The sequence below is a fragment of the Sulfitobacter sp. F26169L genome (assembly GCF_026410285.1).
GTDB lineage: Bacteria > Pseudomonadota > Alphaproteobacteria > Rhodobacterales > Rhodobacteraceae > Sulfitobacter.
In genome coordinates this window covers 162,899-179,514 of record NZ_JAPMLP010000002.1, presented here as the reverse complement: position 1 = coordinate 179,514, position 16,616 = coordinate 162,899, and the positions used below count along the sequence as shown (strand labels likewise).

Annotated in this window: 9 protein-coding genes (1 of these 9 cut by a window edge); 3 read left to right on the top strand and 6 right to left on the bottom strand. The window is 55.8% G+C overall.

The features are described 5' to 3' along the window. Positions 1–20: 20 nt before the first annotated feature. The 3 genes from OS189_RS05080 to OS189_RS05070 all read right to left on the bottom strand — a co-directional run bounded on the left by OS189_RS05080 (position 21) and on the right by OS189_RS05070 (position 2,303). On the bottom strand, positions 21–476 hold the full coding sequence (locus tag OS189_RS05080; protein WP_267166205.1) for a YaiI/YqxD family protein: 456 nt from the start codon (positions 474–476) through the stop codon (positions 21–23). Continuing rightward, positions 473–1,306 carry an S-formylglutathione hydrolase gene (gene fghA, locus OS189_RS05075; RefSeq protein ID WP_267166204.1) on the bottom strand — a complete coding sequence of 278 codons (834 nt, stop codon included), beginning with the start codon at positions 1,304–1,306 and terminating at the stop codon, positions 473–475. The genes OS189_RS05080 and fghA overlap by 4 nt, the downstream gene beginning before the upstream one ends. Positions 1,307–1,373: 67 nt before the next feature. Next, positions 1,374–2,303 (bottom strand): AEC family transporter, encoded by a 930-nt coding sequence (locus tag OS189_RS05070; protein ID WP_267166203.1) that lies wholly within the window; start codon positions 2,301–2,303, stop codon positions 1,374–1,376. 423 nt (positions 2,304–2,726) lie between these two features. Between OS189_RS05070 and OS189_RS05065 the strand changes: the two genes are divergently transcribed. Continuing rightward, the gene (locus OS189_RS05065; RefSeq protein WP_267166202.1) at positions 2,727–2,999 is read left to right on the top strand and encodes an I78 family peptidase inhibitor; all 273 of its coding nucleotides are present in this window, start codon (positions 2,727–2,729) and stop codon (positions 2,997–2,999) included. Here the strand turns inward: OS189_RS05065 and paaK are convergent. After that, a complete protein-coding gene (gene paaK / locus OS189_RS05060; protein ID WP_267166201.1) occupies positions 2,996–4,309 on the bottom strand; it encodes a phenylacetate--CoA ligase PaaK in 1,314 nt (437 codons plus the stop codon). The two genes, OS189_RS05065 and paaK, sit on opposite strands and share 4 nt — an antisense overlap. Beyond that, positions 4,306–4,746: a hydroxyphenylacetyl-CoA thioesterase PaaI gene (gene paaI / locus OS189_RS05055; protein WP_267166200.1), complete on the bottom strand. Its 441-nt coding sequence runs from the start codon at positions 4,744–4,746 to the stop codon at positions 4,306–4,308. Before paaI ends, paaK begins: the two co-directional genes overlap by 4 nt. Positions 4,747–4,859: 113 nt before the next feature. Between paaI and OS189_RS05050 the strand changes: the two genes are divergently transcribed. Then, complete coding sequence (locus OS189_RS05050) at positions 4,860–5,219, top strand: DUF2794 domain-containing protein (protein ID WP_267166199.1); 360 nt, start codon at positions 4,860–4,862, stop codon at positions 5,217–5,219. Between the two features lie 112 nt (positions 5,220–5,331). Here the strand turns inward: OS189_RS05050 and OS189_RS05045 are convergent, their stop codons facing one another. Further along, entirely contained in the window at positions 5,332–5,934 is a 603-nt protein-coding gene (locus tag OS189_RS05045) for a toxin-activating lysine-acyltransferase (RefSeq protein WP_267166198.1), read from the bottom strand. Positions 5,935–6,520: 586 nt separating this feature from the next. On the opposite strand from OS189_RS05045, the gene OS189_RS18640 reads away from it, so the two are divergent. Continuing rightward, on the top strand, positions 6,521–16,616 hold the start of the coding sequence (locus OS189_RS18640) for a tandem-95 repeat protein (RefSeq protein WP_323380219.1). Its footprint extends 22,025 nt past the window's final position; the window shows 10,096 of its 32,121 coding nt (coding positions 1–10,096); its start codon is at positions 6,521–6,523; the stop codon falls past the right edge of the window.

Here is a 16,616-nt window from a genome sequence, read left to right as displayed (position 1 = left end):
CTTTTCGACAAGAGCCGAGTTTATTGCAGCTTCTGCGCTGCGCGTATTTCACGCTCCAAAGCCTCAAGAAAGCGCGAGCGGTCGGCTTTTGTAAAACCTTTACCACCGCCCTGGCGGAACGGATCAGCGGCGCGCAGATCGGTCATCAGATCACGGGTGGCTAGCACATTGCCGATGTTTGCCTGCGTCAGCGCTTCACCGTTGTGTTTGATCACCTTCGCACCCGCTTCGACGCATTTTGCGGCCAGCGGGATATCGCCCGTTACCACCACATCCCCGCGCCCTGCGCGATCAGCGATCCACATATCGGCCACATCAGGGCCATCAGGGACGATAACAGTCTCTACATAAGGGTTTTGCGAGGGCCGCAGGCCCCCGTTTGAAACGACATACATCCTGATTTTGTGGCGCGTGATAACCCGCTCTGCTTCTTCTTTTACAGGGCAGGCATCCGCATCTATATAGACTGCTGTCATGCAGACCACAGCGCGTCAGCATGGAAAGTGATATGATCTTCCATAAATGTCGCGATGAAGAAATAGCTGTGATCATATCCCGGCTGCATACGGAACGTGCCGTTCTGGCGGCGTTTGGCCATGGCCGCGCTCAGCGCTTCGGGTTGCAGCAGATCGAGGAACTGGTCGTCAGTGCCCTGATCAATCAGGATCGGTCCGTCGAACCCTTTTTCCTGCATCAAAAGAGTTGAATCATGCGCGACCCAAGTGCTTTCGTCACTGCCCAGATAAGCGCTCATCTGTTTGCGGCCCCAATCGCTCGCGGTGGGGTGGGCGATGGGTGCGAAGGCAGATGCCGACATAAACCGCCCGGGCAGGGACATCGCAAGGGTCAATGCGCCGTGACCGCCCATCGAATGGCCGGTGATCGACTGGCGGGTCATATCAAGCGGAAAATGCTCGCCCAGCAAGGCTGGCAATTCATCGGCAATATAGCTCCACATCTGGAAGTGCGGTTTCCACGGGTCTTGGGTGGCGTTCACATAAAAACCCGCCCCTTGGCCCAGATCATAGGCGTCGTCGTTCGCCACACCTTCGCCGCGCGGCGAGGTATCGGGGAACACCAGTGCGATGCCCTGATCGGCGGCCCATGCTTGCGCGCCGGCCTTCACCATGGCGTTTTCATGTGTGCAGGTCAGGCCCGAAAGAAACCACAGCACCGGCACCGGGCCGTCTTTTGCCTCCTCGGGGAGGAACAATGCGAATGTCATGTCGCAGGCGCAGCTGGTGGATGCGTGTTTGATGACGTGTTGCGTGCCGCCAAAGCAGGCGTTGGATGAAAGCGTTTCCATGGGGGCTCCTTTTCGGGGTTACCTATGGCTACCCAGCACAGGCGCGCGGGGCAAGGGGGTGTTTATTTTACGCGCCCGTCAACCAGCCGATCCACATGCTGACCGTTACAATGCTGAACGCGGTTGAAACAAGGATCGCTGCCGAAACGCGTTGCGGCGACACGCCGTAGTGTTGCGCCAGAATATACACATTACCAGCAACAGGCAGCGCCGCTGCTGAAATGATAACAGTGGCCTGATAAGGCTCGACCTTGAACAGCGCGAAACACGCGAAGGCGACAAAAAGGGGATGCAGCACCAATTTGCAAAAGCTGAGCCAACCGGCAATCGACAGCCGCTCGGCCGATTTGGATGCAAGTGACGCACCAATAGCAAACAACGCCCCTGGTGTGGCGGCAGCGCCCAGAAGGGCCAGAAATTCGTTCATCGGTTCGGGGATCGGAATTTTCAGGCCAGACCACAACAGCCCCAGCGTGATGGCAACAATCATCGGGTTTTTGACCAGGCCCAACCCGACAGTGCGCAGGATTGCAACGCTCATCCGGCCATCCCTTGATCCGGTAATCAGGATCACGATCAAGGACGCAAATACGATCAGATCAACCGCAAGCGCCAGCATAACAGGGCCAATCGCCTCCGGCCCCAGCAACAGGACCAGCATCGGCACGCCAAGGAAGCCGATATTCCCGATCACAGCGCATTGCGCTTCGATCGCGGCGGTTTCGATGCTGAGTTTACGAAAGTAACACACCAGCGTGGCGATGCCGTACACAAAGGCAGTGCCCCAAAGATATGCCGCCACCAGCCGCGCATCCCACACCTCTGCCAGCGACAGATTGGCGGAAAACCGGAACAGCATTGCAGATAGGGCAAAGTAAAATACGAACTTCGTAAGGTACGCTGTCGCTTCGGCAGTAAAAAACCGCGTGCGTCCAGCCCAGTAGCCCAAACCGATCAGCGCAAAAAAGGGAAGTGTTTTAAGAAAGATGGCCACCATAACGGCACAGATAGCTCGCAGGCGTTCCCTATGCTAGTCAGAAACAGTTTCGGAAATCAGAACAACTCTGCGCATTGCAGGGTTTCACTGCCGTCCTGCTTTAGGCGGCTAACCGGACAACTTGCGTGCGGAAGGGAGAGCGGTCTTTTGTGGCAGTCGGGATAGTTGACGTAAAAGGCTGCATCATCGACAGTTTAAAACCTGCATATCTGACTTGGCAAATTTTTTGGGAATTAGGCTGCGCCAGCCCCCGATAGCTGTGTTCGGTACACTTGCGATAGGTTATCACTGAACGGTCCGGAGCGCTTAGCAAGGCGGATATCTGGATGCCGCTGCGGTTTCGGAGTAACAAGCGTATATGTGCGGTAGACAAAGATGGGACCGCGGATAACGAAATAGAAAATTTTTAGCGAGGTACGGCACATGAAGTATATGATTTTTGCAGGATTGCTTTTGGCGGGGTGCGGAGCGGCAGTAGGCCCGACAGCAAATCGCACACCCGCAAACGCCCCCGATACCTGCAATGCAGCGGCGCATCAGGGGCTGATCGGGATGGACGCGGCATCATCACTGGCACTGCCCGAGCCCAAGCGCCTATATGGCCCGAACGACGCTGTGACGACAGATTACAATCCGGACCGGCTGAACGTTCAGTTGAACGAGATCGACAATATCGTGGCAATAACCTGCGGCTAGTCCTCTTTGGGCCGCCTGTCCAGAATACGCACAGCCTTGCCCTCTGATCGGGGCACGGCGCCACATTCCCCAACCTCGATTTTCACACTGATACCAACCGTTTTCTTGATCGCAGCCGATAGGAATGCAGCGGCGTCAGTACGAGAGCTGGGATCAACTGAGTTATCGGCAACTTCTGTAAAAATTTGCATCTGATCCATTCGTCCGGGGCGGGACAATTCAATCTGGAAATGGGGGCCGAGAGCGTCAACCTGCATCAACAGTTCTTCGATCTGGGTGGGGAAAACATTGACGCCCCGCAGGATGATCATATCATCGCTGCGCCCTGTCACCTTTTCCATCCGGCGCATACTGCGCGCTGTTCCGGCCATCAGTCGTGTCAAATCGCGGGTACGATAGCGGATAACGGGAAACGCCTCCTTGGTAAGCGAGGTGAACACCAGTTCGCCTTTTTCACCATCTGCCACAACTTCACCCGTTTCGGGATTGATGATTTCGGGATAGAAGTGGTCTTCCCAGATGTGCAGGCCATCCTTGCTCTCGACACACTCCATCGACACGCCGGGGCCCATGACCTCTGACAATCCATAGATATCAACCGCGTGCATATCAAAAGCCTGCTCGATCTCTTTGCGCATGGCGTTTGTCCATGGTTCGGCACCAAAGATTCCGACCTCAAGCGAGCAATCGCGAGGATCAATGCCTTGGGCGTTGTATTCATCCAGAATGGACAGCGCATAAGAGGGCGTGACGGTAATCCCTTTTGGTTTGAAATCCTCGATCAGGCGAACCTGTCGCGGGGTCATGCCCCCCGATATCGGGATCGTACTGAGACCCAGCGCATCCGCCCCCAGATGAATGCCCAGACCACCGGTAAACAGACCATAGCCATAGGCATTGTGCAGCTTGTCCCCCGGACACATGCCCGCCGCGCGCAATGATCGCGCAACCACAGTGCCCCAATTTGCTAGATCACCTTCGGTATAACCGACAACAGTTGGCTGTCCTGTTGTACCTGACGAGGCATGGATTCGTTTTACACGCTCTTGCGGGACGGCAAACATACCAAAAGGATAGTTGTCGCGCAGGTCGGTTTTTACAGTGAAGGGAAATTTGGACAGATCACTAAGCTGTTTCAGATCATCTGGGTGCGCACCTGCCATGTCAAAACTGCGCCGGTAGAACGGTACATGATCATAGGCATGGCGCAGCGACCACTTCAGCCGTTCCAGTTGCAGTGCGCTGATTTCATCGCGGCTGGCGGTTTCAATCGGGTCAAGGCTGCCGGGCGCAGGTGTCAGATCCTTCATGTGATGTCTCCCTCTTCGGGGAATAATTGCCCCTTTATGGTTCGTGAAAGCCCCCGCATGGTCGCAATCGTGCGCCCGTCTTCCGCGCTGACCATCACGTCATAAACGCCAGAACGCCCCGCCATAGCCGTTTCCGTTGCTGTTGCGGTCAAAAGCTCGTCCACCTTGGCGGGGGCGATATAGGTTATCTGGTTCTGCTGGGCGACGGTCATGCGATTATAGCTGTTGCATGCAAACGCAAACGCACTGTCAGCCAGCGTAAAAATATAGCCGCCATGACAAGTCTGGTGACCGTTCAGCATTTTTGGCGTGACACGCATGGTCATGGAGGCAGCGCCGGGGGCAATATCAATGATCTGCATCCCGAGTTCGCGCGAGGCGGGATCTTGTGCCATCATTATTTCGGCTGACTTCGCCGCGCGTGCCTGTGGTGTCATCCGGTCGCCTCAATATGTTTCATGTTTTTCAAACCATATCCGCATATGTAACACATTCAAGCATTTTGAGCGTTAGCTCTTGATTTGCGCACACAGCAGGGCATGTTGGCTGTATGAGTATTTCTACGATCCCGACAAAACTTGCCCAAGGGGGTATTCACCCCGGACCGGCAGAGCAGGTTGCATTTCACCGTACCGAGCTTTCAGTCATTCTATCCCTATATGGCCGGATGGTAGCGGCAGGTGAATGGCGTGATTATGGCATATCGTGTTTGCGTGAAGTTGCTGTTTTCGCCGTCTTCCGTCGCACGGCTGAACATCCCCTATACCGTATTGAAAAGCGCCCCAAGCTTCGCATGAAACAGGGGTTGTACGCGGTAATTGGCGCAAACGGTCAGGTGATCAAACGGGGCCACGATCTGAAATCGGTGCTGCGGGTTCTTGAGCGCAAGCTGATCCGTGTGGTTGACTGAGTCTGATCATCCCAGGTTCCCGGACCTTCGGATTTGAGCTACTTTTTTCGACACACTTACTGGCGAGCAGAGCGCCCGAAATCTTGGTTTCGAACGCCCCGCTGCCGCGCAGCTATTTTTCTTTCATATCGGTCTGTGATTGCTGCATCTTTGCAAGCGTATCCTCATCAACCAGTTTTGTTATAATCGGATGAAGGCGCAACTCGCCGTCTTTGACGACCTGACGGAAATTTGCGATGACCTGTCCGGTAGTCTTTTGGTCAAGGGCGATGACATCAAACAGCCAGTTGATAGTCCCTGAAGTCCACTCGTTCGGCTTCAGGCGAATGGGAAATACGCCTGCGCGTATTTGCTCGCGAATTTTGACATCCACCTCTTCGGATACGCTTGCCCAGATCGCAAGGCCCGCCATATCGGGGGCGCCCGCCCCTTCATCCGCGTTGCGCCCGTAAGCCATGGCGATCCTGTCCATGGTCAGCGGCTCAAGAACCAGATGTGTGAGGTCCGCCAGGGATTGGTGCTTGTAACGCGGCTGCGTCATCATCGCCATGACCACTTTCCCGAAACTCTCGCGCACCTGACTGCGCAAAGTAGCGATTTTATCGGCTACATCCTTTTCGCTCATTTCCGGCGCGGCGGCAGGTTTGGTTTTGCCGTTTTGTTTTGGCTTGGGGTTGCTTTTCTTCTTTGCGCTTTTTTCGGTGGCTTTGGCCATGGATCATCTCTCTTGTGGTTTTAAAATTCTTAACGTCGAATGATTTGTCGCCGAGATCGGTTTAATGTGCATATGTCTCTGACTATAGGCAGTTGAATGGCTGCAGGGCAAACCTGCGCTCCTCTGACGGGGTGGTTTTTTTGGCACTGAATGTGCGCGACGATAGAAAAATTTTCAGGTTCGATAGGCGCAATCGTGCATAAAACAGCTGATTTCATGGAGAATTCAGCAAGTGCCAATACCCTTCGCCAGCCGAAACCTCATTTCACCGGCAGTGTGCAATACCCAATTTGGGGTATTTGGCCTGATTTGGACGCTGTAGGCGGCGAGTTGGTCGCTGGTCGGAGCATTATTCGTTGACTCAAATGCATCAGGTTCGGCAACATAAAATAGTAATATTTTAGTTAAATTGGCCTCACGGTTTTTGCAGCGATCTCTGATTTCCAGGGCCTGCTTTTTATAAAATTGGATTTTTGTGTGCTCAGATTCGAATCTGTCGATCAGGCGTTTGTTCTTGAAAACCGTTATCTTTTGCCGCCTGCACGCTCCAATCCGATGCATCCTATGACAGAATCGGAGACACCCCATGGCTGCTGATGGAACATCCGGACCGGACACAATTCTGGGAACTGCAGCGGCAGATTCGATCCGTGGTTTTGATGGTGATGACGATTTGCGGGGCCAGCAAGGCAACGATACGCTGGAAGGCGGCGAGGGGGATGACATCATCGACGGTGGTGATGATGCCGACCTGATTGTTGTCGAAAACGGGTTCGGCAATGATACCGTCATCGGCGGCGAGGGTGGTCTGGATTTCGATACGCTGGATCTCAGCGCGATAACAACGCCGCTCAACATCCTTTGGACAGGGCCGGAAGAGGGGAGTGCCGTCAGCGGGACGGACACAATCACGTTTTCCGAGATTGAAACCATCTTCACTGGTGCAGGCAACTCTCATGTGGATCTGGCCGGAGGCAGCACCACAACGCTGGTGAGCGGTGACGGCAATGATACCATAATCGGTTCGGGCGCAATTGGCGGCTTTACAGCCTACACCGGTGGCGGAAACGATTCCATTATCGGCAGTGTCTTTGCTGATTATCTCTGGCTCGGCGCGGGATCGGATTACACCCGGACTGACGATGGTAACGATACGGTCATTAGTGGCCACGGGAACGATACCATCATTGTTGACCACGGCGATGACAGCGTTGACGGAGGTGAGGATGATGATTGCCTGTTCGGGGGCGATGGCAACGATACGCTGATCGCGGGCGCAGGGGATGATTGTGTTTACGGCGAAGATGGTGCCGACCTCATCGAAGGTAACGAGGGCGAGGACACCCTGATCGGTGGTGCCGGCGAGGATACTATTAGCGGCGGCGACGACAATGACACAATAGAAGGTGGTCTTGGTAACGATGTCCTTACAGGTGATCACGGCGAAGATACCATTGATGGTGGCGAAGCAAATGACACCCTGAGCGGTGGAGATGGCAACGACACTCTGATTGGCGGTGACGGCCATGATCTTCTCGACGGGGACGAAGGCGACGACCTTCTGGAAGGCGGAGAAGGCAGCGATTGGCTGGAAGACGAGGAAGGCGACAACACCCTGCGCGGAGGGGTTGGCAATGATGATCTTATCGGCGGCGAAGGAGCCGATCTGCTGGACGGTGGTGACGATAACGACTGGCTGCACGCTGGTGGCGGTAACGATACGCTGCTGGGCGGTAGCGGCGAAGATACCTTGTTCGGTGGCGTTGGAAACGACCAGATTTCTGGCGGCACAGGTGCTGATGTAATATCTGGCGGAAGCGGGCACGACCAACTGGCGGGTGACGGCGGTGACGATATGCTGGACGGCGGCAGTGGTAACGACACGCTGAGCGGAGATGCAGGCAATGATGAAATCACCGGCGGTTCCGGTGACGATATTCTTGCCGGTGGGGCAGATGATGATGCGCTGTCCGGCGGGTACGGCGATGACACGCTGGATGGCGGGGCCGATAATGATGCCTTGTCCGGCGACGATGGCGATGATCTGCTGGTCGGTGGTGATGGTGATGATGCGCTGGCCGGTGGCAATCAGAACGACACGCTTTATGGTGGCGATGGCGACGACGTGCTGTCAGGCGGCATCGGCGCTGACCGGTTGTATGGCGATAATGAGGATGATTTTCTTGACGGCGACAGCGGCGATGACGCGCTGGATGGGGGCGCCGGAGATGACACGCTCATCGGCGGTATCGGCGCGGATCTCCTCGCCGGAGGTATCGGTGATGACGAATTGTCAGGCGGCAACCAGAACGACTCGCTGGATGGCGGCATTGGTAATGACTCCCTTGATGGTGGTCGTGACAATGATGTTTTGCTTGGGGGCATTGGCGACGATGCCCTTGTCGGCGGGCATGGCGATGACACGCTGGATGGCGAGTCCGGAGACGATGTGCTTCTGGGGGGTGAAGGGTACGATCTGCTGATCGGCAATCAGGATGACGATATTCTTGACGGTGGCGGGCTTGATGACACGCTGCTTGGCGGGTCGGGTGATGATACACTGATTGGTGGCGAGGGGGATGACATCCTGCGGGGCGGCACCGGGGCCAATGTACTGGACGGTGGGGCGGGTTTGGAAACCGTCAGCTATGATACCGCCGCAAACATCCTGACGCTGAGCGCTGGGGGCGGTGGTGCCCACATCCAGATTGCAGGCGCAACCGGTGAAGGCGAAATTAATGATACCCTGATAGATATCGACGCTGTCGAGATGAGCGCGCAATCTGACATCGTCGTCGTTCAGGGGGGCAGTGGCTGGGGAGGATCGGTTCTCGAAATCGGACTTGGCGGTGGCCATGATATTCTGGATTTCCATACAGAAGACGGCTCTGAATTTGCGTCAGGCGTCACTTTGGTAAACGGATTTGTGCAGTCCGGTGGCAGTGGTGCTTCAATCGACAGGCTGCGCGCTGTCGGTCTTGAAGTACGCGACAGTCTGCCTGATAGCGGCATCGGAAGCCTGCAGTTCACCAGTATGGACGACGTTTTCCTGACGGATGAAAGCGATTGGTTCGTTCTGACAGGTAATGGCGAGGGCGCTGCGGATGCGCATTCAGGCACGGGCCTGATTTTCGGTGCTGGCGGCGATGACATCCTTTATGTCGAAGACCCGAAACCCGGTGACCTCACGCTGGATGGCGGCGATGGAAATGACATCGTTATCGCCTTCAGTGGCACTGGTGTAAAAACTGTTGGTGGCCTTGGCCGTGACCTGATTATCAATTTCACGCAAGGCGGCGAATTATACGGCGATCTGATCACAGGGCAGCAATTCACCGGCGCGGAAAATGGCCCGCCTGTGGCAGAGCCGAAAGATGATGCTGAAAATAGTGACCAGTTCTATTTTGCCGCTGGTACAACCATTATGGACCCCCAAAAGGCCGACCTTCTGACTTTCTACGGGGTGCCGCTTACGGGGGGTGATGTGACCCCTGGTTCGGCCGTCTGGGGCGCGCTGGGTGGTGCGGGCGGAATTCTGGCGACAATCGGCAGCACCGTGGCCGGTGCAACGTCATTTGCTGCGGTTGTGGCAAGCGCGGCATCGGGAAACCACCTACGCGTTTTTTATGACACATGGATGCCGTTTATGGCCTATGTCGCCACGGATGACGGCCCGATGCGCGTGGTCAATACGGGTGATCTTCTGTGGCAGATAGCAACCGGAAACTCCGTTCCGACCGGTCCGGCTGACGGCGATGGCAGTTCCAACTATCAGACGGTACGCGGATATGACTATCAGGACGGCGGGTTCTTTACGTCCTCATGGCTGACAGACCCGCTGGGTGGGCACAAAGCTTACGTAAAAAGCCTTGTCCGCGATACCGCTGATCTGGGTCTGATTTTTAACTTCCCTGACGTGTTTTCCGTTATTATGGGCGGCCTCGGAATGGCGTCCGAGTTTATCAAGATGACCCCCGCAGTCGGCACCCTGATGGCTGCCTATTCGCAATTGTCAAATGTCAATGCTGCGTGGTGGCTTGCCGGTGCCAGTGTGCGTCTCGCCAAAGGTTTTGGCTGGGCCGAAGGTTTTGATCCGCTGACCATCGACCTTGATGGCGACGGGCTGGAAACCATTGCGATTGAAGCTTCGGATGTCTTCTTTGATCTCGATAACGACCGCTTTGCCGAACAGACCGGCTGGTTGAAAGGCGATGATGGTTTCCTTGTTATAGACCGCAATAACAATGACCGGATCGATGATCTGTCAGAAATGTTCGGCAGCCAGACTGACAGCGGTTTCGAGGATTTGTCGAAATATGACACTGCCGCGATGGGCGGCAATGAAGACGGGCAGGTTACATCGGATGATGCGATCTGGGCCCAGCTGCTGGTGTGGCGCGATGCGTCCGAAGACGGGATCACGGATGCCGGTGAGTTACTGACGCTGGACGCATTGGGGATTGTGTCACTCTCACTGGATACCGATCCGCTGGATATCACAACGCCCCAAGGTGCCGAGCTGCTTTCGGCGGGTGATATTACGTTCGCGGACGGATCTGTCCGTTTGATGTTCGACACGATCTTCGAAATGAACGACACGATCACAGAATACACCGGCGAAAAGGGTCTGGCTGCGTGGCAGCAAAACCTGACCATCGACATGCAGGGCTACGGTTCGATCACCGATTTGAGCGTTGCAATGGCAAACGACACAGAGCTGGCCCAGATCGTGGCGGATGCAGCAGCATTGATGACCGTGCCCGACCTGCGACTTCTGGTGGATCAGGTCGGCCCGGTGCTGGATTATTGGGGTCAGACGCAGGAAATGTCGAACGAACTGGTGGCGGTGCTGCTGGATACTGATGCGGATGGCAGTGTGACGCTGGCAGACAAAGGCATCTACGTCGAAGACGAAACCGGTGGATACTGGACGCTGGAAAGCGGCGATGCCGTGCGGGACGGGGCCGGTGAAATCATTGACCGCCCGACGCTTGAACAAGTGCTTGCGCAATCGGCTTCGGCAGGTCAGGTGTGGCAACTTGAACAGGCTTGGTCACCGGCATCGCGGGGGCAGGCGCCGCAGTTCCGCGAAGGCGCGCCGTATCTGGCGCGTATTGCTGATGACCGCGTGGTTGTTGACGATTACGGTATCCAGAACGAAGACGGCAGTTGGCGGCTGGCCAGCGGGCGCATCATTACAGACGGCGCAGGCGAGGCCATAGCACAGCCCACGGTTGACGATATTCTCGCACTGTCGCGTGAGGCAGGACAGGAGTGGCGTGAAGAAACGTTCACGTTCAGCCCGTTTGCCAACATCCCTGTCGAAAAGATCGGGTTCCGTGTCACGGACGGGATCACTGTTGATTATACCATCGAGGTCACGGATCAGGACGGCACCTTCCTTGTCTGGGCGCGCAATCTGGACCGCGCGCTGGAACTTCAGTTCAAAACCGGCGATTCACGCGAATTCAATCTGCGCAACTACGCTGTTGATCTGGAGACGCTTGACGAGGTCGGCGCCAGCAGTGACAGCGCCTATCGCGTAGTATCCCTGACGCCGGGGCAGATGCAGTTTGCGACGGCACTGGGCGGCATCGAGTTCCGTCCGCAGATGCTGAGCGCGACACTGGATAATGCGACCGGCCTGATTGATTATCGTGTGGTCGAGGGCGGTGATTACAGCTTCTCCGATGAACGCTACGAGTCGGTCATCACGCCGATGATCGATTATGCCGGCCAGTTAATGCAACAATATACGATGACCAGCTACCGTCTGGCGGTCAAGCTGGCGTTCCAGTCGGGTTTGTCCGAGTTCTCCCGCGGGCTGGAATACGACGTTGAGCTGGACAAATACCGCCCGACGACCGACCGCGAAATGGCGCCGATGTTCGAGGCGATCTTTGAAAGCGCGCCTGCCAGCAACGATGATGATGCAATCTATGATTACTTCATCGACTGGAGCATGATCCTGCTACAGATATTCCCCGACTTTCAGGCAGGTGATGTCGGGTTTTTCTTCGAGACCAAGGCGGGCTATGATCAGGCCTATGTGATGCAGATGCTGATCGCGGCCAGTGAAAACGTGCCCGTTGATCTGGATATCTTTGCCATCGCCAACGCCTTCGGTCTCGAAGAGCGGCGGATCATCACGCACGAGCCAACAGAAACCGCCGTGGTGTCCAAGGAAGGGGTGAATTTCTTCTACCTCTCCGAGGGCGATACCACCGTCACCGGCAGCTATCCGGAGGATGCGAACGGTTTTGGTGATGACATCCAGTCGGACATCTATTTCGTCGGCCGGAACTCGGGCAATGACATCATTTACGATCGCGATCTGGGTGATGTTGACCAACTGCGTCTGGCGCATCTGGCACCCGACGATGTTCGGGCCGTTCGCGACGGGCAGGACATGATCCTGTATTACAACGACGGAGCAAGCTCCATTCTGCTCAAGGATCAATTCCTTGGTGAGTTGAACATGCTGCTGATGGACGGAACACGCACCGAAACCGGCGTCACCGAGATCATCTTTGCCGATGGTTCGATCTGGAACCGGTTCCGCATGGCGTTCGAGGTCATCGATTATGAGCGCGGCGAAATGGACGAGGCGGATGCCTACTACGGTTCCGGCTCGGGGGATGTGCTGTTTGGCGGGCTGGGCAATGACTATCTCAGCGGTGGAGCGGGGGGTGATACCTATTACATCCGCCGTGGTGACGGAAACGATGTCATTGACGATCTGGGCAGCTTTTCGTTCGGACCAGTGCAGGCGGGCTTTGATTTCCTGATGTTCCGCGGTGATATCACGTCCGAGGATTTGCTGCTGACACGGGATGGTGCCAGCGAAAACCTGTTGATTTCGCTGCTGGACGACCAAGGCAACCTGACAGGCGATACTGTAGAACTGGTCGGGCAGTTCGGTGGTGTACGCATCAACCTGGGTGCTTTTTCCGAAGCAATGGGCACCAACACCGGACTGGACTTTATCGCACCCAACCTGATTGAAAAAATTACCTTCGAGCAGGGTCCGTCTCTGGAATACGAAGACATTATCGAACGCGTTTTGGAAAATGCCAAAACTGAAGGTGATGACGCCATTTATGGCATGCTGAACGACAACACGCTTGACGGTGGCGCGGGCGATGATTTCCTCACCGGTCTGGAAGGATTTGACGAGTATATCTACGGTCGCGACTACGGCAGTGACGTTGTGCTTGATGACGATAACAGTTCGTCGTTGTTTGGCCCGAAGGATGACAGGCTCACCTTTGTTGACCAGCTGACATGGACCGACATCGATTTTCTGCGCGATGGCGCCAGCGATACGTTGCGTATGCAGGTGAAGGGAACCACAGATCAGATCATCCTGCCCGATTATATGGATTACATCCTGCTGGTCGGCTTTACCAACATGATCGAAGAGATCGTATTTGCCAACGATGTGGTTTGGGACCAGTACAAGCTGTTGCAGCACTATGTCGATATCGCCAAAACCGACGGCGACGACGTGATTTACGGCTTTGATTATAATAGTGATCGTCTTGATGGCGGGCAGGGCGATGACCGTCTTGAGGGCATGGGCGCCAGTGATACCTATGTCTTTGGCGTCGGGTATGGCGAAGACACCATTTACGATAACACAAGCGCGGTTTTCGGCGGTCCGGGTACGGATACCGTCGAGTTTACCGGACTGACAACGGCGGATGTGTCGTTTTCGCGCACGGCGCTTGATCTGATCATTTCCATCGAAGGGACCAATGACCGTCTGGTGTTGGAAAACCAGTACGTCCGCTTTGGCCAGCAGAAAAACGCTGTCGAGTTTTTCGAGTTCACGGACGGTACACTCAGGTTTACCGATTTCAACCCCGAGGACATTGATCTGGTTGGAACTGCTGGTGCAGATACCATCACCGGTTCCAACTTCGGTGAGGTGCTGGACGGGCGCGGCGGGGACGACTCCCTTGTCGGCGGTGATGGCGGCGATACCTATCTGTTTGACGTAGGATACGGACAGGATGTTATCGTGGATGTCCGTGTGCGTGCGTCGTGGACGGATCGGAAGGGCATCATCGTGCCGGTGGACGATGTGGTTGCCTTTGGCGATGATCTTTCGCAGGACAACATTGTCTTTACCAAAGACGGCAATGATCTTGTTATCTCCAACACAGACAGCACCGACACGTTGCGCATCCGCAACCAGTTCCTCGATCTGGACAACGGGATTGAACGGTTTGAATTTACAGACGGCTCGGTACTTGCGATTTCGGATGTTGAGGAATTGCTGCTGATCGAGGGCGGAAACCGTGGCGACAACCTGATTGAGGGCAACCCCACCACCCCGAATACACTGGATGGGCGACAGGGCGATGACACATTGGTTGGCGGTTCAGCGGCTGACCTGTACGCCTTCGGCGCGGATTACGATTTTGACCGGATCATCGAGCGACCCGATGCGGATGGCGTCATCGATCAGGTCCAGTTCGGCGCATCGGTAACGCGCGACGGGCTGGCCATTACCCGCGACGGTCTGGATCTGGTGATCGATCTGGGCAGCGGCAATGATGTTCTGACAATTGTCGGCGGTCTGGGCTCAACGCGCATTGAAGAGTTCCGTTTTGGCGATGGCAGCATCCTGACACTGGATGAAATAATCGACGAGATGTTGACAGGAACCGATGCCGATGAACGTCTTATCGGGCTTGATAACCGCGATGACACGCTGAGCGGCGGCGCCGGTGCCGATGCGCTGGAAGGCGGCGCGGGCGATGACACCTATCTTGTCAATCTTGGGGATACCTCGACAGCGGTGCGCGATACTGCGGGCATCGACAGAATGCACTTTGGCGCGGGGATCACGATCGACAACATCGGTTTTGAAAACATTGATGGTGATCTGGTCATAACGTTGGCAGGGACGGGCGAAAAAATCGTCATCCTCGGCGGTTATATCGAAACACCAGTAGAAGTTTTTGCCTTTGCCGACGGAACCGAATTGGGAATTCTGGACGTGCGGGAAATCCTGCGCAAGGAAACATCCTATGAAGGTCAGAACATCATCAACGGTGCCGAATTTGCAGCGGGTGTGCCGCTGACGCCGGGTGGCGGGAATGACAAGGTTATTCTTGCGCAAGGCAGTATTGTGGAAATCTCGCCGTTCGAGGGCATCGACCGGATCGAAATGGGCGCAGGCGTGACAGAGGCGACACTGCGCATCCATGACGTTGCAAGCTATGCAGTAGAGGTGCGTCGTGCGGACGGGTCCAGTGATGATCTGGTTATCGCGTTCCCCTTTGCCAGTGGCCAGATTGTCATCGAAGGCGGGCTGGGGCGCGGGGCGCTGCCGGAAATCGTGTTCACCACCGATGCGGTGACATGGGGTGCGCAGGATCTGGTGCAGGCCATGATCGAAGGCCAGCAAAGCGCTGCGTCCGATTGGGTACTGGGCAGCGACCGTGCAGATACCTTTGAAGGCGGCACAGGCGATGACGTGATTTTCGGTAATCGCGGCGATGATGTGTATCTGTTTTCACCCGGTGACGGGCAGGATGTGATCGAAGATGAGCAGGGATTTGATACCCTGCAGTTGACGGGCTACCGCCCCTCGGATGTGCGGATCGAACGACTGGCATCCGATAGTGATGATCTGTTGCTGACATTTGCGGCCAGTGATGATTCCGTTTTGATACGGGATGCTGGCATTGATATAATCGTGTTCGGCGATGGTACGGTCTGGACGCGCGACGCCTTGCTTGATCTGGTCAACGCAACCGGATCGGACACCGATGATTTGCTCCGCGGCACTTCTGGTTCCGAAGAATATCGCGCGGGCCTTGGCAATGACATCATTGTCGACGGTCGCGGACTGGATATCTATCACTTTGCGCTGGGCGACGGTCAGGACCGGATCAGGTCAGACGGCGCGGCCGACGGTTTTGGCGCAATCGCTTTCGGCTCGGGGATCGCGCTGGAGGATATTACTGCAAAGCGCGATGCAGCCGGAAATATCACCATACTGATATCAGGCACCGATGATCGCCTTACCCTGATTGATCCGACAGGTGATCCTGATGCCATTGTCGGGACGCTGTCATTTGCGGACGGGCGGACTCTGTCCATTGCCGCCATCGCGCGTGACATTCCATCAACCGACGAGGATGATCATATCATCCTTGCATCAGGGCCGCTGGCAACGCCTGAACCGTCCTTTACCGCATTCGGACAGGGTGGCAACGACACGTTGGAAACCGGTCGTGGTGATGATGTGCTGGATGGAGGTCAGGGGAATGACCTGCTGAAAGGGAATTCCGGCAGTGACCGCTATGTTTTCGAACGCGGCGACGGGCAGGACTCCATTGCCGACATCGAACAACTGGATTCTGCGGCAATAGATGCGATTGTTTTTGGCGCGGGTATTTTGCCTGCCGATATCGAAGTGCTTTCTGTTGGGCCTGAGGATCTGGTACTTGGCCTTGTCGGCACATCGGACCGGCTGGTGCTTCAGGGCATGTTTGCCGACACCGCTGAGGGTTCAAGCACCGAAGAGTTGCGCTTTGCCACTGGTGACGTCTGGACGCTGGTTGATATCCTTGCTGCTGCTGCAACAGGCGGTGCTGACGATGACAACATCAATTTCGGCACGGCATTCACGGCTGATCTGGTGCTGGATGGTGGCACGGGTGATG

What these genes read in the sequence shown, in the direction of transcription:
- fghA (WP_267166204.1), bottom strand. Translation starts at nt 1,306, where the DNA reads ATGGAAACGCTTTCATCCAACGCCTGCTTTGGCGGCACGCAACACGTC.
- OS189_RS05070 (WP_267166203.1), bottom strand. Translation starts at nt 2,303, where the DNA reads ATGGTGGCCATCTTTCTTAAAACACTTCCCTTTTTTGCGCTGATCGGT.
- paaK (WP_267166201.1), bottom strand. Translation starts at nt 4,309, where the DNA reads ATGAAGGATCTGACACCTGCGCCCGGCAGCCTTGACCCGATTGAAACC.
- paaI (WP_267166200.1), bottom strand. Translation starts at nt 4,746, where the DNA reads ATGACACCACAGGCACGCGCGGCGAAGTCAGCCGAAATAATGATGGCA.
- OS189_RS05080 (WP_267166205.1), bottom strand. Translation starts at nt 476, where the DNA reads ATGACAGCAGTCTATATAGATGCGGATGCCTGCCCTGTAAAAGAAGAA.
- OS189_RS05065 (WP_267166202.1), top strand. Translation starts at nt 2,727, where the DNA reads ATGAAGTATATGATTTTTGCAGGATTGCTTTTGGCGGGGTGCGGAGCG.
- OS189_RS05045 (WP_267166198.1), bottom strand. Translation starts at nt 5,934, where the DNA reads ATGGCCAAAGCCACCGAAAAAAGCGCAAAGAAGAAAAGCAACCCCAAG.
- OS189_RS05050 (WP_267166199.1), top strand. Translation starts at nt 4,860, where the DNA reads ATGAGTATTTCTACGATCCCGACAAAACTTGCCCAAGGGGGTATTCAC.